Genomic DNA, 24,174 nt, shown 5'->3' on the forward strand with positions numbered 1-24,174 from the left:
ACGTATTTCATGCCAACCATTAATCAATTGGTCCGTCAGGGGCGCGAGGTCGAAAAGACCAAGTCCAAGAGCCCTGCGATGGAAAACTCTCCACAGCGCCGTGGCGTGTGCACTCGCGTGTACACCACGACGCCTAAGAAGCCTAACTCCGCTCTGCGTAAGGTCGCCAAGGTGCGCCTGACCAACGGTTTTGAGGTGATCTCCTACATCGGCGGTGAAGGCCACAACCTGCAAGAACACAGCGTGGTGCTTGTTCGCGGCGGTCGTGTCAAGGACTTGCCAGGTGTGCGTTACCACATCGTGCGTGGTTCGCTGGACTTGCAAGGCGTGAAAGACCGCAAGCAAGCCCGCTCCAAGTACGGTGCGAAGAAGCCAAAGGCCAAGTAAGCCCTGGCCCTTTCGGTCTGAAGAATTTTCGGTGCTGTTTTTCCGCGTGGCGCGGAGGTGCAGCGTAGTGACCCCAAACGCAGGTGTTCTGCGCGGGTCGAGTAAGTGGGAGTCCTTCATTGGCTCTCGCGGTGTCTGAAAAGATGCCAACTGAAGCAAAGATAGAGGTAAAAAATGCCACGTCGTCGCGAAGTCCCCAAACGTGAAATCCTGCCGGATCCAAAGTTCGGTAATGTTGAGCTGTCCAAATTCATGAACGTGATCATGGAAGGCGGCAAAAAGGCGGTTGCAGAGCGCATCATTTACGGTGCCCTCGAACTGATCGAGAAGAAGCACCCCGATAAGGATCCTCTGGAAGCCTTCACCGTTGCCATCAACAACGTGAAGCCCATGGTGGAAGTGAAGTCCCGCCGCGTCGGCGGTGCCAACTACCAGGTGCCTGTGGAAGTGCGCCCTGTCCGTCGTCTGGCTCTGTCCATGCGCTGGATCAAGGAAGCCGCTCGCAAGCGCGGTGAAAAGTCGATGGCCCAACGCCTGGCCAACGAACTGCTCGAGGCCACCGAAGGCCGTGGCGGTGCCATGAAGAAGCGTGACGAAGTGCACCGCATGGCCGAAGCCAACAAGGCATTCAGCCACTTCCGCTTCTAAAAAGCGGATTTGTCCTGGATTTAAACCCAAGGCTGCCGGCGTTTCGCCTGCAGCCTTGTGTTGATTCAGGCAGTCACAAAATTGACGGGCATTTTTGCCAGTATGGCTGCCCGATTCCCTCTCAAAAACGACCCATCAAGGATCTACCATGGCTCGCAAGACTCCCATCGAGCGCTACCGCAATATCGGTATCTCGGCCCACATTGACGCTGGCAAGACCACGACCACCGAACGTATTCTGTTTTACACGGGCGTGACCCACAAGCTGGGCGAAGTGCACGATGGCGCTGCGACCACGGACTGGATGGAGCAAGAGCAAGAGCGCGGCATCACGATCACCTCGGCTGCCGTGACCTGCTTCTGGAAGGGCATGGACATGTCCTACCCAGAGCACCGTTTCAACATCATCGACACCCCCGGCCACGTGGACTTCACGATTGAAGTGGAGCGTTCCATGCGCGTGCTGGACGGCGCCTGCATGGTGTACTGCGCCGTGGGTGGCGTGCAGCCCCAGTCGGAAACCGTCTGGCGCCAGGCCAACAAGTACAAGGTGCCCCGTCTGGCCTTCGTGAACAAGATGGACCGCACCGGCGCCAACTTCTTCAAGGTCTATGACCAGATGAAGCTGCGCCTGAAGGCCAACCCCGTGCCCGTGGTGATTCCGATCGGCGCCGAGGAAAACTTCAAGGGCGTCGTGGACCTGATGAAGATGAAGGCCATCATCTGGGACGAGGCTTCCCAGGGCATGAAGTTCACCTACGAGGACATCCCCGCCGATCTGGTCGAGTCCGCCAAGGAATGGCGCGAGAAGATGGTGGAAGCCGCTGCCGAGGCCTCCGAAGAGCTGATGAACAAGTACCTCGAAGAGGGTGATCTCAGCGAAGCGGAAATCAAGCAGGGCCTGCGCCAGCGCACCATTGCCACCGAAATCCACCCGATGCTGTGCGGCACCGCCTTCAAGAACAAGGGCGTGCAGCGCATGCTGGATGCCGTGATCGACTATCTGCCCGCACCGACCGACATTCCAGATGTGGCTGGTACCGACGAAGATGGGAAGGAAGTGACGCGCAAGGCCGACGACAACGAAAAGTTCTCGGCTCTGGCCTTCAAGCTGATGACCGACCCCTTCGTGGGCCAGCTGACCTTCGTGCGTGTGTACTCTGGTGTGCTCACCAAGGGCGACACCGTATACAACTCGGTCAAGGGCAAAAAAGAGCGTATCGGCCGTATCGTGCAGATGATGGCGAATGATCGCGTGGAAGTGGACGAAATCCGCGCCGGTGACATCGCTGCCTGCGTGGGTCTGAAGGAAGTGACCACCGGCGAAACGCTGTGCGATGTCGCATCGCCCATCGTGCTGGAGCGCATGGTGTTCCCTGAGCCCGTGATTTCGCAGGCTGTGGAACCCAAGACCAAGGCCGACCAGGAAAAGATGGGTATCGCTCTGGGCCGTCTGGCTGCAGAAGATCCTTCCTTCCGCGTGCGTACGGACGAAGAGTCTGGCCAGACCATCATTTCCGGCATGGGCGAGTTGCACCTGGAAATTATTGTGGACCGCATGAAGCGCGAGTTCGGCGTGGAGGCCAACGTGGGCAAGCCTCAAGTGGCTTACCGCGAAACCATCCGCAAGACGGTGGAAGAAGCCGAAGGCAAGTTTGTGCGCCAGTCCGGTGGTAAGGGTCAGTACGGTCACGTCGTGCTCAAGATCGAACCCAACGAAGCCGGCAAGGGCATCGAGTTCGTCGACGCGATCAAGGGCGGTGTGGTTCCTCGCGAATTCATTCCAGCGGTGGAAAAGGGTATCAACGAAGCCGTGACACAAGGTGTGCTGGCTGGCTACCCTGTGGTGGACGTCAAGGTCACGCTGCACTTCGGTTCGTACCACGATGTGGACTCGAACGAACTGGCGTTCAAGATGGCCGCTATCTTCGGCTTCAAGGAAGGCTGCAAGAAGGCCGGTCCAGTCATCCTGGAACCCATGATGTCTGTTGAAGTGGAAACGCCTGAAGACTATGCTGGCAACGTGATGGGCGATTTGTCCAGCCGCCGCGGCATGGTGCAGGGTATGGACGACATCCCGGGCGGTGGCAAGGCCATCCGCGCTGAAGTTCCTCTGTCGGAAATGTTCGGCTACTCGACTACGCTGCGCTCGGCCACACAAGGTCGTGCTACTTACACGATGGAGTTCAAGCACTACTCTGAAGCTCCTCGCAATGTGTCGGAAGCCATCATGGCTTCCCGCGCCAAGTAATGGCGTCTTTGGTCTAACAGCCAAACTGGCTGCTAGCGCTTGTGCTGCAAGCGCTAGCAGCTATCAAATTCATAGTATGTCTGCGATGCGGTGCCGCCCTGTGGCCGGTGCGGGTCGAATCAGCAACCGCATGCAGACGTTAAACCCGGCACCGGCATAGCTCTTTGGAGAAAAAAATGGCAAAAGGTAAGTTTGAACGCACCAAGCCCCACGTCAACGTGGGCACGATCGGTCACGTGGACCATGGCAAGACGACCCTGACGGCTGCTATCGCAACCGTGCTGTCTGCCAAGTTCGGCGGCGAAGCCAAGAAGTACGATGAAATCGACGCAGCGCCCGAAGAAAAGGCACGCGGCATTACCATCAACACTGCCCACGTTGAATACGAAACCGCTAACCGCCACTACGCTCACGTGGACTGCCCCGGCCACGCTGACTATGTGAAGAACATGATCACTGGCGCCGCTCAAATGGACGGCGCCATCCTGGTGTGCTCCGCTGCTGACGGCCCAATGCCCCAGACCCGTGAACACATCCTGCTGGCTCGCCAAGTGGGCGTGCCTTACATCATCGTGTTCCTGAACAAGTGCGACATGGTGGATGACGAAGAACTGCTCGAACTCGTCGAAATGGAAGTGCGTGAACTCCTGGACAAGTACGACTTCCCAGGCGACGACACCCCCATCATCCGCGGTTCGGCCAAGATGGCCCTCGAAGGCGACAAGGGCAAGCTGGGTGAAGAAGCCATCATGAAGCTGGCTGAAGCCCTGGACACCTACATCCCCACGCCCGAGCGTGCGGTGGACGGCGCCTTCCTGATGCCCGTGGAAGACGTGTTCTCCATCTCCGGTCGCGGTACCGTGGTGACCGGTCGCGTTGAGCGCGGCATCATCAAGGTCGGCGAAGAAATCGAAATCGTGGGTATCCGCGACACGCAAAAGACCACCTGCACCGGCGTGGAAATGTTCCGCAAGCTGCTGGACCAAGGTCAAGCTGGCGACAACGTCGGTTTGCTGTTGCGCGGCACCAAGCGCGAAGACGTGGAGCGCGGCCAAGTGCTGTGCAAGCCCGGCTCGATCAAGCCTCACACCCACTTCACCGCTGAAGTGTATGTGTTGAGCAAGGACGAAGGCGGCCGCCACACTCCCTTCTTCAACAACTACCGTCCTCAGTTCTACTTCCGTACGACTGACGTGACTGGCGCCATTGAGCTGCCAGCCGACAAGGAAATGGTGATGCCTGGTGACAACGTGTCGATCACTGTGAAGCTGATCAACCCCATCGCCATGGAAGAAGGTCTGCGCTTCGCTATCCGTGAAGGCGGCCGTACCGTGGGCGCTGGCGTGGTTGCCAAGATCATTGCTTAATTTTTAAGCAAATCAAGGAAACACCATGTCCAAGCAAAAAATCCGCATCCGCCTGAAGGCGTTCGATTACAAGCTGATCGACCAGTCTGCTGCCGAGATCGTTGACACTGCCAAGCGCACTGGCGCCATTGTCAAGGGCCCCGTGCCCCTGCCAACACGCATGAAGCGTTTCGACATTCTGCGTTCGCCTCACGTCAACAAGAGCAGCCGCGACCAGCTCGAAATCCGTACGCACCAGCGTCTGATGGACATCGTGGACCCCACAGACAAGACTGTGGACGCCCTGATGAAGCTCGACCTGCCTGCCGGCGTCGACGTCGAAATCAAGCTGCAGTAATCCCCTGAAGGTGGGCTCGCCAGGGCCCGCCTGATGGTTTGTAACGCGGACTTGCTTGAAAAAGCAGTCCGCGTTATACTTTAGGGCTTCGCCTTCTTTGCGCATGCAGAGGGGCGAAGTTTTATTAACCTTCTTTCACGCGCTGGCGCGCAAACGCTGAGGCCAATTGAAGTCACAGCGGTGAGAGTTTTGGAGAAACAAATGAGTCTGAGCAACTCCCTGGGGTTGCTGGGTCGCAAGGTGGGCATGATGCGTCTGTTCACTGATGATGGGGACGCAGTGCCTGTCACAGTGGTGGATGTTTCTAACAACCGCGTTACCCAGGTCAAAACCCAAGAGAACGATGGCTACGTGGCCCTGCAGGTCACGTTCGGTTCGCGCAAAGCTTCGCGTGTGACCAAGCCAGAAGCCGGCCACCTTGCCAAGGCAGGTGTGGAAGCCGGTGAAATCATCCAAGAATTCCGCGTGACTGCTGAAACTGCTGGCAAGTACGCCGCAGGTGCTGCTGTGCCCGTGGCGGACGTGTTTGCTGTGGGCCAAAAGGTCGACGTGCAAGGCACTTCGATCGGTAAAGGCTACGCCGGTACCATCAAGCGCCACAACATGGCTTCGCAACGTGCGTCGCACGGTAACAGCCGTTCGCACAACGTGCCTGGCTCGATCGGTATGGCACAAGACCCAGGTCGCGTGTTCCCCGGCAAGCGCATGACAGGTCACCTCGGTGATGTCACCAAGACCACGCAAAACCTCGATGTCATTCGCATCGACGAAGCGCGTCAACTGCTCTTGATCAAGGGCGCTATTCCTGGTTCCAAGGGTGGGTTCGTGACTGTGCGTCCCGCTGTCAAGGCCAAACCTGCCAAAGGAGCGAACTAATGCAGCTCGAACTCCTGAATGACCAAGGTCAGGCTGCTTCGAAGTTCGAAGCACCAGAAACCGTGTTCGGTCGTGAATACAACGAAGATCTGGTTCACCAGATCGTGGTGGCCTACCAGGCCAACGCCCGTCAAGGCACTCGCGCTCAGAAAGACCGCGAACAAGTCCGTCACTCCACCAAGAAGCCTTTCAAGCAAAAGGGTACGGGTAACGCACGTGCTGGTATGACTTCCTCGCCTCTGTGGCGTGGGGGTGGTCGGATTTTCCCGAACATGCCTGACGAAAACTTCACACAGAAGATCAACAAGAAGATGTACCGCGCTGGCATGTCTGCGATTTTGTCGCAGCTGGCCCGTGAAGGCCGTCTGGCGGTGGTCGACTCGCTGAAGCTGGATTCTCCCAAGACCAAGGTCCTGGCTGACAAGTTCAAGGCGATGAACCTGCAATCGGTGATGGTGATTGCCGATGAAGTGGACGAAAACCTGTACCTGGCTTCGCGCAATCTGGTAAACGTGCTCGTCGTTGAGCCGCGTTATGCAGACCCCGTGTCGCTGGTGCGTTTCAAGAAAGTGCTCGTCACCAAGGGTGCAATCGACAAACTCAAGGAGATGTTCGCATGAGCACACTCAAGTTTGACGAAGGTCGTCTGATGCAAGTGCTGGTCGCTCCCATCGTGTCCGAAAAGGCCACCATGGTTGCTGAAAAGTCCAACGCTGTGACATTCAAGGTGCTGCAGAACGCTACCAAGCCTGAGATCAAGGCAGCTGTTGAACTGCTGTTCAAGGTCGAGGTGAAGGGTGTTTCCGTGGTGAACACCAAGGGCAAGACCAAGCGCTTTGGCAAGACTGTGGGCCGTCGCGACAACGTGCGCAAGGCTTATGTCCGACTGAAGGAAGGTCAAGAGCTGAACCTGTCCGGGGAGGCTGCGTAATCATGGCCGTTATCAAGATGAAACCTACCTCGCCCGGCCAACGTGCTGTGGTGAAGGTTACCCGTGACCACCTGTACAAGGGTGAAGCTTACGCGCCTCTGCTGGAGCCTCAGTTCCAGAAAGCTGGCCGTAACAACAACGGTCACATCACGACACGCCACAAGGGCGGTGGTCACAAGCACCACTACCGCGTCGTGGACTTCAAGCGCAACAAGGACGGCATCGCCGCCAAGGTTGAGCGCATTGAATACGATCCAAACCGTACGGCCCACATCGCTCTGGTGTGCTACGCCGACGGCGAGCGTCGTTACATCATCGCTCCCCGTGGCCTGGAAGTCGGCGCAACCCTGCACTCTGGTTCGGAAGCCCCGATCCGTGCTGGCAACACGCTGCCTATCCGCAACATTCCTGTGGGTTCGACCATCCACTGCATCGAGCTCAAGCCCGGTGCTGGTGCTCAGATCGCCCGCTCGGCAGGTGCTTCGGCTACGCTGCTGGCCCGTGAAGGCATCTACGCCCAAGTGCGTATGCGTTCCGGCGAAGTGCGCAAGATCCACATCGAATGCCGCGCCACCATTGGTGAAGTCGCCAACGAAGAACACAGCCTGCGCCAACTGGGCAAGGCCGGTGTGAAGCGCTGGATGGGTATTCGTCCTACGGTTCGTGGCGTGGCCATGAACCCTGTGGATCACCCTCACGGTGGTGGCGAAGGCCGCACCGGCGAAGGCCGCCATGCAGTCGATCCTTGGGGCAATCTGACCAAGGGTTATCGCACCCGTAACAACAAGCGCACACAAGTCATGATTGTGTCGCGTCGCAAGAAGTAAGGGGTAACAGATGACTCGCTCTCTCAAAAAGGGTCCATTTGTTGACCATCACTTGCTGGCCAAGGTCGAAAAGGCCGTCGCCACCAAGGATAAGAAGCCAGTGAAGACCTGGTCGCGTCGCTCCATGGTTTTGCCCGAGTTCATCGGTCTGACCATTGCCGTGCACAACGGCAAGCAGCACGTACCTGTCTACGTCACCGACCAGATGGTGGGCCACAAGCTGGGCGAATTCGCCCTGACGCGCACCTTCAAGGGTCACCCCGCGGACAAAAAAGTCCAGAAGAAGTAAGGAACGACCATGTCTGAAACACGTGCAGTCCTCCGGGGCGTCCGTCTGTCGGTCGACAAAGGCCGTCTGGTTGCGGACCTGATCCGCGGCAAGAAGGTGGACCAGGCTCTGAACATCCTGACATTCACGCAGAAAAAAGCTGCTGGCATCGTCAAGAAGGTTCTGGAATCGGCAATCGCCAATGCAGAACACAACGATGGCGCTGACATCGACGAATTGAAGGTCAAGACCATCTACGTCGAACAAGGCACCACGCTCAAGCGCTTCACCGCGCGCGCCAAAGGCCGCGGCAATCGCATCAGCAAGCCCACGTGCCATGTGTACGTGACGGTTGGTAACTGAGGCCAAGGAAGACTATGGGACAGAAAATCCATCCTACCGGCTTCCGCCTCTCGGTTAGCCGTAACTGGGCCAGCCGCTGGTATGCCAGCAACCGTGACTTCGCCGGCATGCTGGCTGAAGACATCAAGGTGCGTGAGTACCTGAAGGCCAAGCTGAAGAACGCCGCCGTCTCGCGCATCCTGATCGAGCGTCCTGCCAAGAACGCCCGCATCACCATTTACTCGGCTCGTCCTGGTGTGGTGATCGGCAAGAAGGGTGAAGACATCGAGAACCTGAAGAAGGAACTCGCTACTCGCCTGGGCGTGCCTGTCGCAGTGAACATCGAAGAAGTGCGCAAGCCTGAAATCGATGCCAAGCTGATCGCCGACAGCATCACGCAACAGTTGGAAAAGCGGATCATGTTCCGCCGTGCCATGAAGCGCGCCATGCAAAACGCCATGCGTCTGGGTGCCCAAGGCATCAAGATCATGTCGTCTGGCCGTCTGAACGGTATCGAAATCGCCCGTACCGAGTGGTACCGCGAAGGCCGTGTGCCACTGCACACCCTGCGCGCTGACATCGACTACGGCACCTCTGAAGCCAAGACCACCTACGGTGTGATCGGCGTCAAGGTCTGGGTCTACAAGGGTGACACTCTGGGCCGCAACGATCTTCCAGCCGTGGAAACTCCACGTCCGGAAGAAGAACGTCGCCCACGTGGCCCACGCCGTGATGGCCGCCCAGGTGGCGACCGTGCCGGTGCAGGCCGTGGTCCCCGTCGTCCAGTAGGCGCCAATGTGGCTCCCGCTGACGGTAGCGACAAGCCCGCCGGTGCCGGTGGCGCTGATGCAACCGCCGTTAAGCGCGTTCGCAAGACTGACGCGCCCGCTACAGCAGCGGACGGCAAAGGAGAATAAAGATGCTGCAACCTGCTCGCCGCAAATACCGCAAGGAGCAAAAAGGCCGTAACACCGGCGTCGCAACACGAGGTGCCTCGGTTGCGTTCGGTGATTTCGGTCTGAAGTGCACCGATCGTGGCCGTCTGACGGCCCGCCAGATCGAAGCTGCACGCCGTGCGATTTCTCGTCACGTCAAGCGTGGCGGCCGTATCTGGATCCGCGTGTTCCCGGACAAGCCAATCTCTACCAAGCCCGCAGAAGTGCGTATGGGTAACGGTAAGGGCAACCCCGAGTACTACGTGGCCGAAATCCAGCCCGGCAAGATCGTGTTCGAAATCGTTGGTGTGCCTGAAGAACTGGCCCGCGAAGCGTTCCGCCTGGCTGCTGCCAAGCTGCCGCTGCGCACCACGTTCGTCAGCCGTCACATTGGCTCGTAATTCAGGAGAACAAGCAATGAAGACTACTGAACTGCGCCAAAAAGACGTTGCCGGTATCGAAGCCGAAATCAAGTCCTTGCAAAAGGCCCATTTCGGTCTGCGTATGCAAAAGGCTACCCAGCAGTTGGCTAACACCAACACGCTGCGTACCACCCGCCGCGCCATCGCCCGTGCAAAGACCATTCTTGCTGAAAAGCAAGCCGCCAAGTAAGGAGCCGACATGACGGAAGCTAAAAAATCCCTCAAGCGCACCTTGATTGGCAAGGTGGTCAGCGACAAGCGTCAAAAGACTGTGACCGTGCTGGTCGAGCGTCGTGTGAAGCACGAGCTCTACGGCAAGATCGTTGCGAAGTCGAGCAAGTACCACGCCCATGATGAAAATGGCGAGTACAAGCTGGGCGACGTGATCGAAATTACCGAAAGCCGTCCTCTGTCCAAGACCAAGAACTGGGTTGCTACGCGCCTGGTGCAAAAGGCCAGCCTGGTTTAAGCCTTAATGGCTTGAGGCAGCTAAGCCCTTTCAAAACGGCCCACAATGTGGGCCGTTTTGCTTTGTGGGGCCGCTTTCGATGCCCCGGCGATTCGCTCAAGGAGAAGATGCAATGATCAAGATTGGTGACAGCCTGCCCGCAACCACGCTGATGGAGTACTCGGAAGTCGAAGGCGAAGGCTGCAGCATTGGCCCGAACCCCGTGCCGGTAGACAAAGCCACTGCTGGCAAGACCATTGCCCTGTTTGCACTCCCTGGAGCGTTTACGCCGACCTGCTCGGCCAAGCATGTGCCTGGCTATCTGGAGAAAGCCGCCGAGTTCAAGGCTGCGGGTGTGGATGAAATCTGGTGCGTCAGCGTGAACGACGCCTTCGTGATGGGGGCCTGGGCGCGCGACCAGAAGACCGAAGGCAAGGTGCGCATGCTCGCCGACGGCGATGCAGCATTTGCCAAGGCGACGGGCCTGACCCTGGACCTGACTGGCAAGGGCCTGGGCCTGCGCAGCAACCGCTATTCGATGCTGGTGCGCGACGGCAAGGTGGTGACCCTGAACGTCGAAGCCCCTGGCAAGTTCGAGGTGAGCGACGCTGCCACGTTGCTGGCCCAAGCCAAGGCTTGAGCGTTGAGCAAAGGCGCTCCACGATGCGTGGGGCGTGGAAGAGGGAAAAGGTGGCTCAGGCCCAATGCCAGTCAGTTAAGAGCTGACTGGCATTTTTTCGTTGGGAATTTGGAAGCGCGTTTTTTGACGACCCTTGGGAAGCGGCGCCCAGTGCGGCGTGGCGGCAGCACGAAGTGTCGCGATTGCGCCAACAGGGCTGCCAACTGCTTGGGCAAGGTGCCGGCAGAGTCCAGGCTGGGGACCGCCAGCAAGTTCACGATGGCGTAGCTGGCTGTGTGGAAGCTGATGCGCTGGGGCTCGACCTGGACGTGCGCTGCCATCTCGCGCATCCAGCGGCGCAGCAGCGTGTAGGCGATCAGCACGCCCCACAGCTCCTGGCGCACCAGCGCGGGCTGCTTGCTGCGCAGCACCGGCTCACCCTCCTGCAGGGTCTGCTTGATCTCCCGGAACCCCAACTCGATCTCCCAGCGCTGGTGGTAGAGCTCGGCCAGCTCCTGCGCCGGATGCGTGCGGGGACACGGCAAGGATGTGATGAAGCGGCGCAGCCGTCCACCCACGCTCACCTCGATCAGGCGTGCCTGCCAGTGGCTGGGCAGATGCGGGTGTGCCTTGCGCGCTTGTGGGGACACCGGCATGCGGATCAGCGCATCGCCGCACGCCAGTTGCTGGACGATCTCATGGCGCAGATTGTCCCGCGCGCGCATCAACCAGTGGCGCTGCGTACCCGCAGCCTGCCAGTCCAACAGGAACGCTGCCGAGAAGTACGCTCGGTCAAACAGGGTCACGGAGTGATCCTCGCCGCGCAACTGCGCTGCCAGGCTCAATTCGCCGCAGTCCATGGCGCCGAGCTTGGCATCAAGCATCTCGTGGCTGTGTGTGTCCATCAGGCAAGTGGCGCGGATCTGCGGCCAGGGCGAGAGGCCATGCTGGTTGCTGCAGCTGCCCAGTTCGACTCGATTCTCAGGGGTGTCCGGCGCCGACCAGACCACACCATCCACAGCCAGTACGCGCAGTGGCTGGCGCACATTCACCGCAGGACGGCTCCAGGCTTGGGTCAGTAGAGCGAACAGCTCGGCCAAAGGCTCCTCGCCCAGGCGCTGGCGGGCTTGCACGCTGACACTCGGTGCAGGCGGCGCTTGTCCATCCAGGCTCAAATCCAGCTGCTGCACCACCTGCCACAGTGGCCGGTCGCGAAACAGCGCCAGTCCGATCACAAGCCACACGGCATGTTCGGCAGGCAGCTTGCGCCGGCGGATGGAGGCCTTGCCGCTGGTCCCCAGCGCCTGTGCGATCCAGGCAGGGTCTATCAACGCGCTGAGCTGCTCGAGGCGATCAGGTACTCGGGGCAGGGTCTCGCGCAAGGCGTTTGCAAGCAGGCTCATCAAGAAAAAAGGGAACGTGTTGAACACGCTCCCTTTTACTGGATCAAGCCGCCTGCGGGCTTAACTGACTGGCATTGGGCTCAGGCCGCCTTTTTTATGGCGGCTGCTGGTTTCATAAATGCACCATCTAATGCGCTATTCAAAACAGAGCAGCCTGCGCTTATTGCAACTGCCTTTCATGCTCATTTGGCCAGTCGAATAGTGGTGCAAGTTGGGTGCCTGACACGCCGGGCTGCGCAAGCCGCAGCCATCAACCCCAAGTGGTGGCGTGCTGGCACACGCATGGGATTGTTTCTTGATGAAGTCCGCACGATCATGTGCTGTACCACAGAGCTTGCCGAGCCAGACTTCTTTCCCAAGCCCCAGACCAGCGTGGGCGCCATGGCACTGGCTGTGTCTTTGAGCGGATCGGCGGTGTGATCTCAATGGGCAGATCAACCCAACTCCACCGCCTCAGTCGATCTCCACTTTGAGGTAGTGCGCGCCTGCAATGGGGCTTTGGTAATAGGGGGGGATTTCCTCAAACCCCAGGTCGGCATACAGCGCGCGGGCGGATTCCATGTCGTCCAGTGTGTCCAGCAGCACGCAGGCGTAGCCGGCCTGGCGGGCGCAGTCGAGCATGGCCTCGGCCAGTTCGCGCCCCAGGCCAAAGCCCCGGAAGGCTTTGCGCACGTACAGGCGCTTCATCTCTGCGGCGTTGGGGTAGTCGGACGCGTCCAGGGGGCGCAGTGCGCAGCAGCCAGCAATCGCGCCTTCCACCTCGGCCAGCAGCAGTGCGCCGCGTGGCGGGGCATAGTCGCCGGGCAGGGCGGCCAGCTCTTCGTCAAAGCCCTGAAAACACAGGTCGATGGCAAGGCTTTGGGCGTATTCGCGAAAGATGTCGCGCACCAGCTCCATGTCGCGGGGCGTGCTGGGCTGGCGCAGGAGAACGGCGGGCTTTTCCAAGGTACGAAGCGGGCAGGGAAAAACTGCAGTTTAGCGAAGCTCTCCTGGCTGTCGAAGACCGGTGAGTAAATGCTCTTAAAAGCATAGCTGCTAGCGCTTTCCATATGAGCGCTAGAGCCACTTTTGATCAATTTTCATCTGCCGCGATGAGGATGCAGCTTCGGGCGCGCCAGGAAACGTTGCAATGTTTTGCGATAGCAGGTGGGCGTGCAAAGGCGATGCTGATCCCCTCGCCCTGCTTCTGGCCAGAACCCCGGGTGCCACCAGTCGAACGGTGCCGCTTCACACCGCGCCCAGCCCCGCCACCCACCACGCCAGCGCTGCGCAGGCAGCCAGCACCAGTGCAGCAGCCACGCGGGTGAGTGCGTTGTCGCGCGATGCAGGCACGCTAGTGGACAAGTCTTTGTCGCCATGCAGCATGGGGCGCACCAGGATTTTGCGGCGCACCAGCGTGTAGTAGGCGATGGCCAGCAGGTGCAGCGCCACCAGGCCGATCACCAGATATTGCCCCACGTCGGCATGGAACCAGGTGGCGCGGCCCACCCATTCGCCCGATACGAAGCGGGTGAGGGGTCCGGAAAAGGCAATTTCGTCGTCGCTGAGCAGCCCACTGACCACCTGCGCGACCAGCACCCCCAGCAGTGCCAGCACCGACAGCGCCCCCAGTGGCGAGTGGCCTGCGCTCTCGGCCTCGGCACTGCTGCCTCGCAGGTAGCGCCACAGGCGGCCGGGCGTGGGCACAAAGCTGGCAAAGCGCGACCAGCGCCCGCCCACCAGGCCCCACACCAGGCGGAACGCCAGCAGCGCCAGCACCACATACCCCAGCCGGAAGTGCCACACCATGGCGTTGCCGCCCACCTTGGCAGTCACCACCAATGCCACCACGCTGGCGGCCAGCAGCCAGTGGAACAGACGGGTAGGCAGGTCCCAGATGCGAATGGTGTGGGTGGGCATGAAGACTCCGTGGCCGGTGTTGAGAAGCCAGATTGTGCGGCAGGAAGGTGACGGCGGGGCTTGCGCAAAGCCGGGGCGCCGAGGCTGCCGCTCAGGCACTGCGGTGGGCCCTGCAAATGTCAACCGCAGCAGGCATACTGCGCACGGGACGGCCATGGCCTCCCGCCCACAACACCCAAGGAAGTCCCACCATGAAAAAACTTGCCGCGTTCATCGTTACCGCCGCCGCAGCCGTTTTGTCGGCCCCGGCCTCTGCCCAGTTCGCCAAAGCCGAAGACGCCATCAAATACCGCCAAAGCGCGTTTTTCGTGATGGGCCAGCACTTCAGCCGCATCGGTGCCATGGCCAACGGCAAAGCTCCGTTCGACGCCAAGGCTGCGCAGGAAAGCGCTGACATCGTGGCGGTGATGTCCAAGCTGCCCTGGGAAGCCTTTGGCGCGGGCACCGACAAGGGCGCGCCCACCAAGGCATTGCCTGCGATCTGGTCCGAGCAAGCCAAGTACAAGGAGCATGCCGACAAGCTGCAGGCCGAAGCCACCAAGCTCGCTGCCGCAGCCAAGACCGGCAACCTCGACAACCTGAAGGCCTCGTTCGGCGCGACTGCAGGTACCTGCAAGGCGTGCCACGACGCGTTCCGCTCCAAGTAATTGGCTGGTGGCTCGTTGGCGCTATTGAAAAGATAGCTGCTGGCGCTTGTCCAGAAAGCGCAAAAGGCCCATTTCGTATGAAATGGGCCTTTTGCTTTTTGGTGCGGGGAAGTGCAGGTCGATCAGCTTTCAGCCAGCAGCTTCTCAATCAATTGGTGCAGGGCGGGGAAGTCCGGGGCGCCCACGTAGCTTTTCACGATCTCGCCGCGCTTGTTGACGATGTAGGTGGTGGGCGTCAGGCGCACATCGCCCCAGGCCTTGGCCACCGCGCCGGTGTTGTCAATAGCGACCTTGAAGGGCAGCTTGCGCGTTTCGGCAAAGTTGACCACGTAACTGGGCGGGTCGTAGCTCATGGCGACCGCGATGGTGTCAAACCCGCGGCTGTTGAACTTCTGGTGGGTTGCGATGATTTCCGGCATCTCTGCCACGCAGGTGGTGCAGCTGGTAGCCCAGAAGTTCACCAGCGTGACCTTGCCGCGCAAGTCGGCCGTGGTCTGGCTGGAGCCGTCGAGCAGCACAAAGGTGCTCTCGGGAGCGGCGGCGCGGCCGGTGTCCAGGTACACGTAGGCGCCCACTGCCGCAAACGCTGCAACGGCCACGCCGGCCAACCAATGCTTCATACCCATGATGTCCTCTTGTTCACAAGGGCCGATGGCTCCTGCGCAGGGGCCCCGGCGTTCAGTGCTGGGGTGTGCGTGTCGCGCCCCAGGGAATGCTGTCGATTGTCCGTGATGTTGGTGAGTCCACCCACCCCATGAGGTCAACATCCAGCGAATGGGTGGAGTCGTGTCGGGGGCAGAAAGTTCAGCCTGGCCCCCGGGCTGCTGCCGATAATGGCTGCATGAAAACACGATGGATGGTTGTTGCCAGCGCGGCGCTGGCCGTGGTGCTGGGGGCTTGCAGCCCGGCGCTGAATTGGCGCAGTGTGGCGGTGCCCGAGGCGGCCCTGCAGGTCATGCTGCCCTGCAAACCCGACAACGCGGTGCGCACCGTTGAACTGGCGGGCGCACCGCTGGCACTCTCGCTGCTGAGCTGTGATGCCGATGGCGCAACGTTTGCCGTGTCGTATGCCACGCTAGCCGACCCCGCGCGCGCCGGGGTGGCACTGGAGCATTGGCGTGCCGCCACGCTGGCGCGCATTGGCGTGGCGGTGCCTGCCGCCAACGCGCCCGCTTCCGGCGCTGCTGCGCCTGCGCAGATGCAGCCCTTTGTGCCCGCAGGCGCTATGGCGTTGCCCCAGGCCGTGCGCACCACGGTGCAGGGCCAGCGGCCCGATGGCACTCCCGTCACCGCCCATGCGGCGTGGTTTGCGCGCGCGCTGGGCAGCGAGGTGCGCGTGTACCACGCGGTGGTGTTTGCCGACAAAGCGCGGCCCGCCGTGGCAGACACTTTTTTCGCCGGACTGGAACTGCGTTGAGCCCGCCAACGGCCCTCGCGGCTGACCTGGGTGGCTGGCTCAGCGTGCAACGGGGCGCTTTTCACCTGGGGCGCACAGCAGCTGCGGGCCATAATGCTTGGCAAACCGCCCACCCATGAGCACCAGCATCCTTCTCATTGCCCACGCCCCCCTGGCCCATGCGCTGCGCGAGTGCGCGCTGCATGTGTTTGCCGACTGTGGCGACGCCGTAGCCGCACTGGACGTGCCGCCCCATGAGCCGCCAGAACAGACGCTGGCGAATGCGCGCGCCTTGCTTGCAGGCCTGGCCACCGAGTCCACCCTGGTGCTGACCGACGTGTTTGGTGCCACGCCCTGCAACGTGGCCCAGCGCCTGGTGGACGGCGTGAACTCCCGCCTGGTCACCGGGGTCAACCTTCCCATGTTGCTGCGCGCGGTCAGCTACCGTGCCGAAACCCTGGATTCCCTCGTCTCCCGCGCTGTCGTGGGGGGCACCCAGGGGGTCATGCAGGTGGCCATCGCCGCACCACAAAACCAGACCCGACGCCCTATCCATGATCAAGACCCGTACGACCATCAGCAATAAGCTGGGCTTGCACGCCCGCGCCTCCGCCAAGCTCACCAAGCTGGCGGGCAGTTTCCCTTGTGACGTGTTCATGAGCCGTGGCGACCGCCGCATCAACGCCAAGAGCATCATGGGCGTGATGATGTTGGCTGCGGGCATCGGCACCGAAGTCGAGCTGGAAACCAGCGGCGAGCGCGAGCAGGAAGCCATGGACGCGCTGCTGGCGCTGATTGCCGACAAGTTTGGCGAGGGGGAGTGACCCCCGCCCAGGCCCGCCAGCGCCGCAGGGTGGGCCGCACACAGGAGACCGCTGAATGACTTTTTCCATCCATGGCTTGGCCGTTGCCCGGGGCATTGCCATTGGCCGCGCCGTGCTGGTGGCGTCCAGCCGGGTGGATGTGGCGCATTACTTCATCCAGCCCGAGCAGGTGGCGGCCGAGATCGAACGCGTGCGCCAGGGCCGCAACACGGTGGTGGACGAGCTGCAGCGCCTGCAGGCCGACATGCCTGCCGACGCCCCGCACGAATTGGGCGCGCTGCTGGATGTGCACCTGATGCTGCTGCAGGACGAGGCCCTGGAAGAGGGCGTCAAGCACTGGATTACCGAGCGCCTGTACAACGGCGAATGGGCGCTGACCACCCAGCTGGAGGTGATTGCGCGCCAGTTCGACGAGATGGAGGACGAGTACCTGCGCGAACGCAAGGCCGACCTGGAGCAGGTGGTCGAGCGCATCCTGCGCTACATGAAGGGCGTGGCCAGTCCCGTGGCGCCCCCCGTGAGCCAGCGGCGCAAGACGCAGCAAGACCTGCTGCTGGACGACACGGTGGACGTGCCCCTGGTGCTGGTGGCGCACGACCTGTCGCCCGCCGACATGCTGCAGTTCAAGCAAAGCGTATTTGCCGGCTTTGTGACGGATGTGGGTGGCAAGACCTCGCACACCGCCATCGTGGCGCGCAGCATGGATATCCCGGCCGTGGTGGGCGCACGCGCAGCCAGCCAGCTGGTGCGGCAGGACGACTGGGTCATCATCGACGGCGATGCCGGCGTGATGATCGTGGACCCTTCGCCCATCATCCTGGCCGAGTATGGTTTTCGCCAGCGTCAAGGCGAACTGGAGCGTGAGCGCCTGGCCCGCCTGCGCCACACCCCGGCCGTCACCATCGACGGCCAGAAGATAGAACTGCTGGCCAACATCGAGCAACCCGACGATGCCCCCGCCGCGGTGAAGGCTGGTGCGGTGGGCGTGGGCCTGTTCCGCAGTGAATTTCTTTTCATGGGCAAAACTGGCAACCTGCCGGGCGAGGAAGCCCAGTACCAAGCCTACCGCCAGGCGCTGGATGGCATGCAGGGCCTGCCCGTCACCATCCGCACCATCGACGTGGGCGCGGACAAGCCGCTGGACAAGGGCCACAAGGACAGCTACCTGAACCCTGCTCTGGGGCTGCGCGCCATCCGCTGGAGCCTGGCCGACCCGGCCATGTTCCGCACCCAGCTGCGTGCGGTGCTGCGTGCGGCGGCGCATGGCAAGGTCAAGCTGCTGTTTCCCATGCTGGCGCATGTGTCTGAAATCACCCAGACGCTGGCCCAGGTTGATCTGGCCCGTGCCGAGCTGGATGCGCGTGGAGTGGCCTACGGCACTGTGCAACTGGGGGCGATGATCGAAATCCCCGCCGCAGCGCTCATGGTGCGCACCTTCTTCAAGTATTTCGACTTCCTGTCCATCGGCACCAACGATCTGATCCAGTACACGCTGGCGATTGACCGTGCTGACGAGTCCGTGGCCCACCTGTACGACCCGCTGCACCCCGCCGTGCTGCGGCTGGTGGCCGACGTGATTGCCGAAGGCCACGCGCAGGGCAAGGTGGTGTCGGTGTGTGGCGAAACGGCAGGTGATGTAAGCATGACGCGCCTGCTGCTGGGCCTTGGGCTGCGCAGCTTCTCCATGCACCCCGCGCAGATTTTGGCCGTGAAGCAAGAGGTGTTGCGGGCCGACACCCGCAAGCTGGCCCCTTGGGCGCAGCAAGTGCTGCAGGGCGAAGTGCCAGCCGCGTGATGGCTGGCGACGCCCAAAGCACTTGAACTGCTATATTTTTAATAGCTGCTTGCGCTTGATTTGAAAGCGCTAGAGCCACTTTTGGTTCATAGTGAACCGCGCTAGCGCGCCCGCATGCCCATCACCGCAGCGCTGATGATCATGGCCGTGGCCAGGCCAATGCTCCAGCTGAAGCTGCGGCCACTGACCACGATCAGCAGCGTGGTGGAAGCCAGCGGAGTGATGTAGCTCAGGATGCCGATGTGCCGCGCATCGCCCAGCTTCAAGGCCTTGTCCCACAGGTAAAACGCGCCGCCCAGCGGGCCCAGGCCCAGCACGGCCAGCAGGCCCCAGTCGCGCGCCTGCAGCGCCACGCTGGGCTCCAGCAGCACATGGCACAGCAGCGACAAGGCGCCGGAAACCAGCCCGAACAAGCCAATCGCGGTGGTGGGGAAGGCCGTGACGCGTTTGGTCATCAACGAATAGGTAGCCCAGATGAACGCCGCCGCCGCTGCGGGAATGTAGCCCCAGGCCAGCGTGCCACTCAGTTCACGGCCGCCCACGATGGCAATCGCTGCGCCGCCAAACCCCAGCAGGGCCGCCACGACATGCGGCACCCGCAGCGCCACGCCGGGCAACACCACCGGGGCCAGCACCACGATGAACAGGGGCCACAGGTAGTTGACGAGGTTGGCCTCCACCGGTGGCGCATGCCGCAGCGCGATGAACAGCAGAAAGTGGTACGCAAACAGACCATAGACACCCAGCGCCAGCGTGCGCATGGGAATGCGCCACTGCGATGGATCGCGCAGCACAAAGGGCCATGCCGGCACGCTGCCGATGATGAGCGTGATGCCGGTGAGCAAGAAGGGTGGAATGTGCGTGAGCGACACGCCCAGCGAGGCGAGAGAGGCCCACAGGGCGATGGCGCCCAGGGCGTAGAGATTGGCTTGCAAGGGAGAAGAAGACATGCGCCGACTGTATGCGTTTTGCATCGCACTCCATCGTCGTGCAGCACCGGAATATCGTCGCGCTGCGATGGTTGTGGCGGCCGTGGCGGGCACGCTCAGCCGTGCTTTGGAGTCACTGGGCTTTTGCTGCCTGCTCGGCCAGCGCATCGCGGCGCAAGGCGGCCGTCAATGCTGAAGGAGATCGGTACCCCGTGGCGCTCGCTACCGCGGCCACCGGCATGCCGCTGGCCCGCAGCAGCCGCGCGTGGGCCAGGCGCTGTTGGCGCAGCCATTCGATGGCACCCAAGCCTAGCTCATCACGGCAGCGCGCGGTGAACTGGCTGGGGCTGAGGTGCACACGCCGGGCCAGGTCGGCCACGGTGATTTCCTGGTGCCACTCGCGCGCTGCCCATTGCTGCAGCCGCTGCCAGTCAATGGCACGCCTGCGGGAGTTGACGGAAGCGGAGCGCCCGCCAGTGGGCAGGCTGTGTGCGGGCGAAGGGGGTGTGCCGGTACCGTCCACCAGCCATGCTTCCAGCAGCAGCGCAGGTCCATGGGCCTGCGCCAGGGGCCGCCCCTGCTGCAGAGCATGGGCCAGGTACTGCGCCAGCGGGTGTGCGTGGGAAGGTGGTGCGGCCGCGCGCTGCAGGCACTGCGCCCAGCCGGGTTGGGTGCTGTCCAGCACCAGGCACAAGCTGCCCCGCTGGGCTTCAAAGTCGTGTCGTGCGCCGGGCCGGATCACGCAGCCTTCGCCCTGGGCCACGCGCTGCCCTCGGCCTTCAATCTCCAGCTCCAGCGCGCCCTCCAGGCCGAACAGCACCTGGAAGTGATCGTGGCTGTGGCTGCCGGGTGAAGGCCCGTAGCGTCGCAGTGACAGGGCATCTGCGGCGGCGGGCTGCATGGCGGTTGGGTCGTGCTGCGGCCGGGCTTATACGCCGGCGGCGTGGGCCTGCTGGTCGGCGTGGTAGCTGCTGCGCACCATGGCGCCCACGGCGGCGTGGCTGAAGCCCATCTTGTAGGCCTCTTCCTCGAACATCTTGAAGGTGTCGGGGTGCACGTAGCGGCGCACGGGCAGGTGGCTGTTGCTGGGGGCCAGATACTGGCCAATGGTCAGCATGTCGATGTTGTGTGCGCGCATGTCGCGCATCACCTGCAGGATTTCTTCGTCCGTCTCGCCCAGGCCGACCATGATGCCGCTCTTGGTAGGCACATTGGGGTGCAGTTCCTTGAACTTCTTGAGCAGGTTCAGGCTGAACTGGTAGTCGGAGCCGGGACGCGCTTCCTTGTACAGGCGTGGTGCGGTCTCCAGGTTGTGGTTCATCACATCGGGCGGCGCGGCCTTGAGGATTTCAAGGGCGCGGTCATCGCGGCCGCGGAAGTCGGGCGTGAGGATCTCGATCTGCGTGCTGGGCGAGAGTTCGCGAATGCGCTGGATGCATTCCACGAAGTGGCCGCTGCCGCCATCGCGCAGGTCGTCGCGGTCCACGCTGGTGATCACCACATACTTGAGCTTGAGCGCGGCAATGGTGCGTGCCAGGTTCAGCGGCTCGTCCTTGTCCAGCGGGTCGGGGCGGCCATGGCCCACGTCGCAGAACGGGCAGCGGCGCGTGCACTTGTCACCCATGATCATGAAGGTGGCCGTGCCCTTGCCAAAGCATTCGCCAATGTTGGGGCATGAGGCTTCTTCGCACACCGTGTGCAGCTTGTGCTCGCGCAGGATTTCCTTGATTTCGTAAAAGCGCGTGGTGGGGCTGCCCGCCTTCACGCGGATCCAGTCGGGTTTCTTGAGCACTTCGCCTTGTTCGACCTTGATCGGAATGCGCGACAGCTTGGCCGCAGCCTTCTGTTTGGCCAGGGGGTTGTAGGCTTCGGTGGATTGCGCTTCGCGGACGACTTCAGGAGTGCTCATGGCGTGTGGGGCGGCGTGGGGGGGATCAGGGTGCCAAGCGCATGCTGAGCTGTTGGCCCAGCACCTGCGCGGCTTCTTCCCAGGTGGTCGAGACCCCGATTGTAGAAAGGTCCACGGTTTGCAAACCTGCGTAACCGCAAGGGTTGATCCGGCGGTAGGGCTCCAGGTCCATGTCCACGTTCAGTGCCACACCGTGGTAGGTGCAGTGGCGGCTCACCTTGATCCCCAGCGCAGCGATCTTGCCCAGGCCGGTGAAATCGGGTTCTGGCGCGGCGGTGCCTTCGCGTTTTTGGGGGCGCTGCGGCAGCAGCGCGTGGCTGTGGGGATCGTCCAGCCGCACGTAGATGCCGGGCGCGCCCGCGACGCGGTGGCCGGTCACGCCGAAATGGTCCAGCGTGCGGATCACGGCTTCTTCCACGCGGTAGACGTATTCCTTGACGTAGTAACCCGCGCGTTGCAGGTCGATGAGCGGGTAGGCCACCACCTGCCCCGGCCCGTGGAAGGTGACTTGCCCGCCGCGATTGGTGGCGATCACCGGAATTTCACCCGGGTTCAGGATGTGATCTTTTTTGCCTGCCAGGCCTTGTGTGTAAAGCGGTGGGTGCTCACAAATCAAGAGCAAATCAGGGCTGTCTGGCGTGCGTGTGGCGGTGTAGTCCTGCATGGACTGCACGGTGCCCGCATAGTCCACGCGGCCCAGCATGCGCGTCTCGATGGCCATGGCTTACAGGGCGTACTTCACCAGAGGGTGTGAGGTGAGCGCGCGGTAGAAGTTGTCCAGATGCTCGCGGCTGGTGGCCGTGATGGTGATGGTCAGGCTGATGTATTTGCCGCCCGAACTATCGCGCTGGGCGATGCTGGCAGGGTCCAGAAACGGGTCGTGGCGCTGTGCCAACGCTGCCATCTGCAGAAAAAAGTCATCCGTCTTGAGCCCCATGACCTTGACCGGGAACAAGCAGGGGTATTCGATGAGCGAGTCTTTGCGAGGGTCTGGGGTGGTGTCGTCCAGGCGGTTGGATGAAGGGGGCACAGAAGAGGTCATGGTCGGTAGTGCTTCGTTTTTGGTAGCGGGCCAGGCTTTTAGGGTCAGCCTTGGCGCCCTAGTCGATAGCGCCGCATTGTGCGCCAAGGTGCCCGTTTCGCTGCTTATTTCAGGCCTTGGACGCGATGGTTTCTCGTTGGTGCGTCACCACAAGAGGGAGGGGCAGCGCACCGCATTTGTGCCCGCCATGTGGAATTTTCCATGCGCCAACGGGTTTTTACTTATAATTAGAGGCTTTGTAAAAGTTGCGGTCTTTAACGCGGACGTCATTCACCGATGAAAACAATCGCGCCAGAGACCGAAACTGAGGCTGAAGATTCTGGTTTCAAGCCCCTGACAGCCCAAGAGGCTGAGCAGTGGCGGCGTCGCAATCCGCCGGTATCGCCATGGAAGGTGGTGCTGGGGCAGTCGCTGGTTGGAGTGGTGGTGGCGTTGGTCGCCTGGATGTGGACTCAAGATGTCCGCGCGGGTTGGTCGGCTGCCTATGGTTCCTTGGCGGTGGTGGTTCCTGCGGCGCTGTTTGCGTACGGCGTTTTGCGCCAGAAATCAGCACCTCGCCCGGGCCTTGCCATGCTGGGATTCGTTGGGTGGGAAGCAGCCAAGATTGTGCTCACGATTGCACTGCTGGTTGCCGCGCCCCGGGTGGTGCCAGGCTTGAACTGGCTCGCTCTGGTGGCGGGGTTGGTGATCACAATGAAAACGTACTGGGTTGCACTGATGGTGCGGCCTGGTGTTCGAAAAACCGATTGATATAGAGAAGAGTAGTCCGATGGCCGCAGAAGCGCATGCCCCGACCGCAAGTGAATATATCGTTCACCATTTGCAGCATTTGCAGAACATTCCGCAAAAAGCCATTGTTGACTTCTCGGTGGTCAACATCGACTCTTTGATCACCGCTCTGGTGGTTGGTTTCATTGGCTTGTTCATTTTGTGGCTGGGTGCGCGCAAGGCCACTTCCGGTGTTCCTGGTCGCTTCCAGGCGGCTGTGGAAATTCTGGTGGAAATGGTGGACACCCAAACCAAGGCCAATATCAAGAACGCCAACAGCCGCAAGTTCATTGCTCCGATGGCGCTGACTGTGTTCGTCTGGATTTTCATGATGAACGCCATGGACATGCTGCCCGTGGATCTGCTGCCCGCCATCTGGACCAAGATCTATGCCGCGATGGGCCACGATCCGCACCACGCCTATCTGCGTGTTGTGCCCACGGCTGACCTGTCCACTACGCTGGGCTTGGCCGTTTCCATTCTGTTGCTGAGCTTGTACTACAGCGTCAAGATCAAGGGCGCTGGTGGCTGGGGCCACGAACTGGTGAGCGCACCATTCGGCTCTAGCAAGAACCCTCTTTTTGCCGTGATCCTGGGTCTCATCAACGTGACCATGCAGATCATCGAATACGTGGCCAAGGCGGTTTCGCATGGCATGCGGTTGTTCGGCAACATGTACGCTGGTGAGTTGGTGTTCCTGCTGATCGCCCTGATGGGTGGCGCTGCTGCAATGTCGCTTCCTGGTGTGCTGCTCCCCGTGGGGCACGTCATTGCGGGTTCGCTCTGGGCAATCTTCCACATCTTGGTGATTACCCTGCAGGCGTTCATTTTCATGATGCTGGCGCTGATTTACCTCGGCCAGGCCCATGAGGCCCACTGACCCTTTGTTTCGTTTTCGTTTCCT

The 24,174-nt window shown here is 61.4% G+C and carries 32 protein-coding genes; 23 read left to right on the plus strand and 9 right to left on the minus strand.

Features of this window, described 5'->3' with window-relative positions; all coding sequences use genetic code 11:
- Positions 1-9: 9 nt before the first annotated feature.
- From rpsL to BDD18_RS20000, 16 genes are all read left to right on the plus strand, one after another.
- Positions 10-387: a 30S ribosomal protein S12 gene (gene rpsL, locus BDD18_RS19925; protein WP_015012185.1), complete on the plus strand. Its 378-nt coding sequence runs from the start codon at positions 10-12 to the stop codon at positions 385-387.
- Positions 388-561: 174 nt separating this feature from the next.
- On the plus strand, positions 562-1,035 hold the full coding sequence (rpsG, locus tag BDD18_RS19930; protein WP_005798541.1) for a 30S ribosomal protein S7: 474 nt from the start codon (positions 562-564) through the stop codon (positions 1,033-1,035).
- Between the two features lie 148 nt (positions 1,036-1,183).
- Complete coding sequence (gene fusA, locus BDD18_RS19935) at positions 1,184-3,286, plus strand: elongation factor G (RefSeq protein WP_142085439.1); 2,103 nt, start codon at positions 1,184-1,186, stop codon at positions 3,284-3,286.
- A gap of 176 nt (positions 3,287-3,462) precedes the next feature.
- Entirely contained in the window at positions 3,463-4,653 is a 1,191-nt protein-coding gene (tuf, locus tag BDD18_RS19940; protein WP_142085441.1) for an elongation factor Tu, read from the plus strand.
- A gap of 25 nt (positions 4,654-4,678) precedes the next feature.
- Positions 4,679-4,990 (plus strand): 30S ribosomal protein S10, encoded by a 312-nt coding sequence (rpsJ, locus tag BDD18_RS19945; RefSeq protein ID WP_044397456.1) that lies wholly within the window; start codon positions 4,679-4,681, stop codon positions 4,988-4,990.
- Between the two features lie 201 nt (positions 4,991-5,191).
- Positions 5,192-5,866 carry a 50S ribosomal protein L3 gene (rplC, locus tag BDD18_RS19950; RefSeq protein ID WP_044397454.1) on the plus strand — a complete coding sequence of 225 codons (675 nt, stop codon included), beginning with the start codon at positions 5,192-5,194 and terminating at the stop codon, positions 5,864-5,866.
- On the plus strand, positions 5,866-6,486 hold the full coding sequence (gene rplD / locus BDD18_RS19955; protein WP_024813775.1) for a 50S ribosomal protein L4: 621 nt from the start codon (positions 5,866-5,868) through the stop codon (positions 6,484-6,486). The genes rplC and rplD overlap by 1 nt, the downstream gene beginning before the upstream one ends.
- Positions 6,483-6,797 carry a 50S ribosomal protein L23 gene (gene rplW, locus BDD18_RS19960; protein WP_044397448.1) on the plus strand — a complete coding sequence of 105 codons (315 nt, stop codon included), beginning with the start codon at positions 6,483-6,485 and terminating at the stop codon, positions 6,795-6,797. The genes rplD and rplW overlap by 4 nt, the downstream gene beginning before the upstream one ends.
- Positions 6,798-6,799: 2 nt before the next feature.
- Positions 6,800-7,624 carry a 50S ribosomal protein L2 gene (rplB, locus tag BDD18_RS19965; protein ID WP_044397443.1) on the plus strand — a complete coding sequence of 275 codons (825 nt, stop codon included), beginning with the start codon at positions 6,800-6,802 and terminating at the stop codon, positions 7,622-7,624.
- Between the two features lie 10 nt (positions 7,625-7,634).
- Positions 7,635-7,913 carry a 30S ribosomal protein S19 gene (gene rpsS / locus BDD18_RS19970; RefSeq protein WP_005796963.1) on the plus strand — a complete coding sequence of 93 codons (279 nt, stop codon included), beginning with the start codon at positions 7,635-7,637 and terminating at the stop codon, positions 7,911-7,913.
- 9 nt (positions 7,914-7,922) lie between these two features.
- The gene (rplV, locus tag BDD18_RS19975) at positions 7,923-8,255 is read left to right on the plus strand and encodes a 50S ribosomal protein L22 (protein ID WP_005796970.1); all 333 of its coding nucleotides are present in this window, start codon (positions 7,923-7,925) and stop codon (positions 8,253-8,255) included.
- Positions 8,256-8,269: 14 nt separating this feature from the next.
- Positions 8,270-9,151, plus strand: coding sequence for a 30S ribosomal protein S3 (gene rpsC, locus BDD18_RS19980; RefSeq protein WP_044397434.1), 882 nt, complete (start codon positions 8,270-8,272; stop codon positions 9,149-9,151).
- 2 nt (positions 9,152-9,153) lie between these two features.
- The gene (rplP, locus tag BDD18_RS19985) at positions 9,154-9,570 is read left to right on the plus strand and encodes a 50S ribosomal protein L16 (protein WP_007847799.1); all 417 of its coding nucleotides are present in this window, start codon (positions 9,154-9,156) and stop codon (positions 9,568-9,570) included.
- Positions 9,571-9,586: 16 nt separating this feature from the next.
- Positions 9,587-9,781 carry a 50S ribosomal protein L29 gene (gene rpmC / locus BDD18_RS19990; protein ID WP_044397427.1) on the plus strand — a complete coding sequence of 65 codons (195 nt, stop codon included), beginning with the start codon at positions 9,587-9,589 and terminating at the stop codon, positions 9,779-9,781.
- Between the two features lie 9 nt (positions 9,782-9,790).
- A complete protein-coding gene (gene rpsQ / locus BDD18_RS19995; protein ID WP_066698693.1) occupies positions 9,791-10,060 on the plus strand; it encodes a 30S ribosomal protein S17 in 270 nt (89 codons plus the stop codon).
- Between the two features lie 112 nt (positions 10,061-10,172).
- Positions 10,173-10,679 (plus strand): peroxiredoxin, encoded by a 507-nt coding sequence (locus tag BDD18_RS20000; RefSeq protein ID WP_044397423.1) that lies wholly within the window; start codon positions 10,173-10,175, stop codon positions 10,677-10,679.
- A 71-nt stretch (positions 10,680-10,750) separates the two neighbouring features.
- Here BDD18_RS20000 and BDD18_RS20005 read toward each other — a convergent pair whose 3' ends face one another.
- The 3 genes from BDD18_RS20005 to BDD18_RS20015 all read right to left on the minus strand — a co-directional run bounded on the left by BDD18_RS20005 (position 10,751) and on the right by BDD18_RS20015 (position 13,960).
- The gene (locus BDD18_RS20005) at positions 10,751-12,061 is read right to left on the minus strand and encodes an IS4 family transposase (RefSeq protein ID WP_142085443.1); all 1,311 of its coding nucleotides are present in this window, start codon (positions 12,059-12,061) and stop codon (positions 10,751-10,753) included.
- 453 nt (positions 12,062-12,514) lie between these two features.
- Entirely contained in the window at positions 12,515-13,006 is a 492-nt protein-coding gene (locus BDD18_RS20010) for a GNAT family N-acetyltransferase (RefSeq protein WP_142085445.1), read from the minus strand.
- Between the two features lie 282 nt (positions 13,007-13,288).
- Positions 13,289-13,960 carry a cytochrome b/b6 domain-containing protein gene (locus tag BDD18_RS20015; protein WP_142085447.1) on the minus strand — a complete coding sequence of 224 codons (672 nt, stop codon included), beginning with the start codon at positions 13,958-13,960 and terminating at the stop codon, positions 13,289-13,291.
- Positions 13,961-14,151: 191 nt separating this feature from the next.
- On the opposite strand from BDD18_RS20015, the gene BDD18_RS20020 reads away from it, so the two are divergent.
- Positions 14,152-14,607 (plus strand): c-type cytochrome, encoded by a 456-nt coding sequence (locus tag BDD18_RS20020; RefSeq protein ID WP_142085448.1) that lies wholly within the window; start codon positions 14,152-14,154, stop codon positions 14,605-14,607.
- Between the two features lie 122 nt (positions 14,608-14,729).
- Here BDD18_RS20020 and BDD18_RS20025 read toward each other — a convergent pair whose 3' ends face one another.
- A complete protein-coding gene (locus tag BDD18_RS20025; RefSeq protein ID WP_044397415.1) occupies positions 14,730-15,233 on the minus strand; it encodes a TlpA disulfide reductase family protein in 504 nt (167 codons plus the stop codon).
- Between the two features lie 215 nt (positions 15,234-15,448).
- Between BDD18_RS20025 and BDD18_RS20030 the strand changes: the two genes are divergently transcribed.
- The 4 genes from BDD18_RS20030 (at position 15,449) to ptsP (ending at position 18,622) form a co-directional block, all read left to right on the plus strand.
- Positions 15,449-16,024: a hypothetical protein gene (locus BDD18_RS20030; protein WP_142085450.1), complete on the plus strand. Its 576-nt coding sequence runs from the start codon at positions 15,449-15,451 to the stop codon at positions 16,022-16,024.
- A 115-nt stretch (positions 16,025-16,139) separates the two neighbouring features.
- Positions 16,140-16,589, plus strand: a complete 450-nt coding sequence (locus tag BDD18_RS20035) for a PTS sugar transporter subunit IIA (protein WP_142085452.1) — start codon at positions 16,140-16,142, stop codon at positions 16,587-16,589.
- Complete coding sequence (locus BDD18_RS20040) at positions 16,558-16,827, plus strand: HPr family phosphocarrier protein (protein ID WP_142085454.1); 270 nt, start codon at positions 16,558-16,560, stop codon at positions 16,825-16,827. The genes BDD18_RS20035 and BDD18_RS20040 overlap by 32 nt, the downstream gene beginning before the upstream one ends.
- Positions 16,828-16,882: 55 nt before the next feature.
- Positions 16,883-18,622 carry a phosphoenolpyruvate--protein phosphotransferase gene (ptsP, locus tag BDD18_RS20045; RefSeq protein ID WP_142085456.1) on the plus strand — a complete coding sequence of 580 codons (1,740 nt, stop codon included), beginning with the start codon at positions 16,883-16,885 and terminating at the stop codon, positions 18,620-18,622.
- A 101-nt stretch (positions 18,623-18,723) separates the two neighbouring features.
- On the opposite strand, the gene BDD18_RS20050 is transcribed toward ptsP, so the two are convergent.
- The 5 genes from BDD18_RS20050 to BDD18_RS20070 form a co-directional block, all read right to left on the minus strand.
- A complete protein-coding gene (locus BDD18_RS20050) occupies positions 18,724-19,557 on the minus strand; it encodes a DMT family transporter (protein WP_066787642.1) in 834 nt (277 codons plus the stop codon).
- 127 nt (positions 19,558-19,684) lie between these two features.
- Positions 19,685-20,452 carry a helix-turn-helix domain-containing protein gene (locus BDD18_RS20055; protein WP_066698663.1) on the minus strand — a complete coding sequence of 256 codons (768 nt, stop codon included), beginning with the start codon at positions 20,450-20,452 and terminating at the stop codon, positions 19,685-19,687.
- Positions 20,453-20,479: 27 nt separating this feature from the next.
- Entirely contained in the window at positions 20,480-21,460 is a 981-nt protein-coding gene (gene lipA, locus BDD18_RS20060) for a lipoyl synthase (protein WP_044397402.1), read from the minus strand.
- Positions 21,461-21,485: 25 nt separating this feature from the next.
- Positions 21,486-22,181 carry a lipoyl(octanoyl) transferase LipB gene (lipB, locus tag BDD18_RS20065; protein ID WP_142085458.1) on the minus strand — a complete coding sequence of 232 codons (696 nt, stop codon included), beginning with the start codon at positions 22,179-22,181 and terminating at the stop codon, positions 21,486-21,488.
- A 3-nt stretch (positions 22,182-22,184) separates the two neighbouring features.
- Positions 22,185-22,502 carry a YbeD family protein gene (locus BDD18_RS20070; protein WP_066698659.1) on the minus strand — a complete coding sequence of 106 codons (318 nt, stop codon included), beginning with the start codon at positions 22,500-22,502 and terminating at the stop codon, positions 22,185-22,187.
- Between the two features lie 276 nt (positions 22,503-22,778).
- On the opposite strand from BDD18_RS20070, the gene BDD18_RS20075 reads away from it, so the two are divergent.
- Both BDD18_RS20075 and atpB read left to right on the plus strand, forming a co-directional pair.
- Positions 22,779-23,252, plus strand: coding sequence for an ATP synthase subunit I (locus BDD18_RS20075; RefSeq protein ID WP_142085460.1), 474 nt, complete (start codon positions 22,779-22,781; stop codon positions 23,250-23,252).
- 19 nt (positions 23,253-23,271) lie between these two features.
- Positions 23,272-24,150: a F0F1 ATP synthase subunit A gene (gene atpB, locus BDD18_RS20080; protein WP_066698649.1), complete on the plus strand. Its 879-nt coding sequence runs from the start codon at positions 23,272-23,274 to the stop codon at positions 24,148-24,150.
- Positions 24,151-24,174: the final 24 nt, after the last annotated feature.

Source organism: Acidovorax temperans (assembly GCF_006716905.1).
Classification (GTDB): domain Bacteria; phylum Pseudomonadota; class Gammaproteobacteria; order Burkholderiales; family Burkholderiaceae_C; genus Acidovorax; species Acidovorax temperans.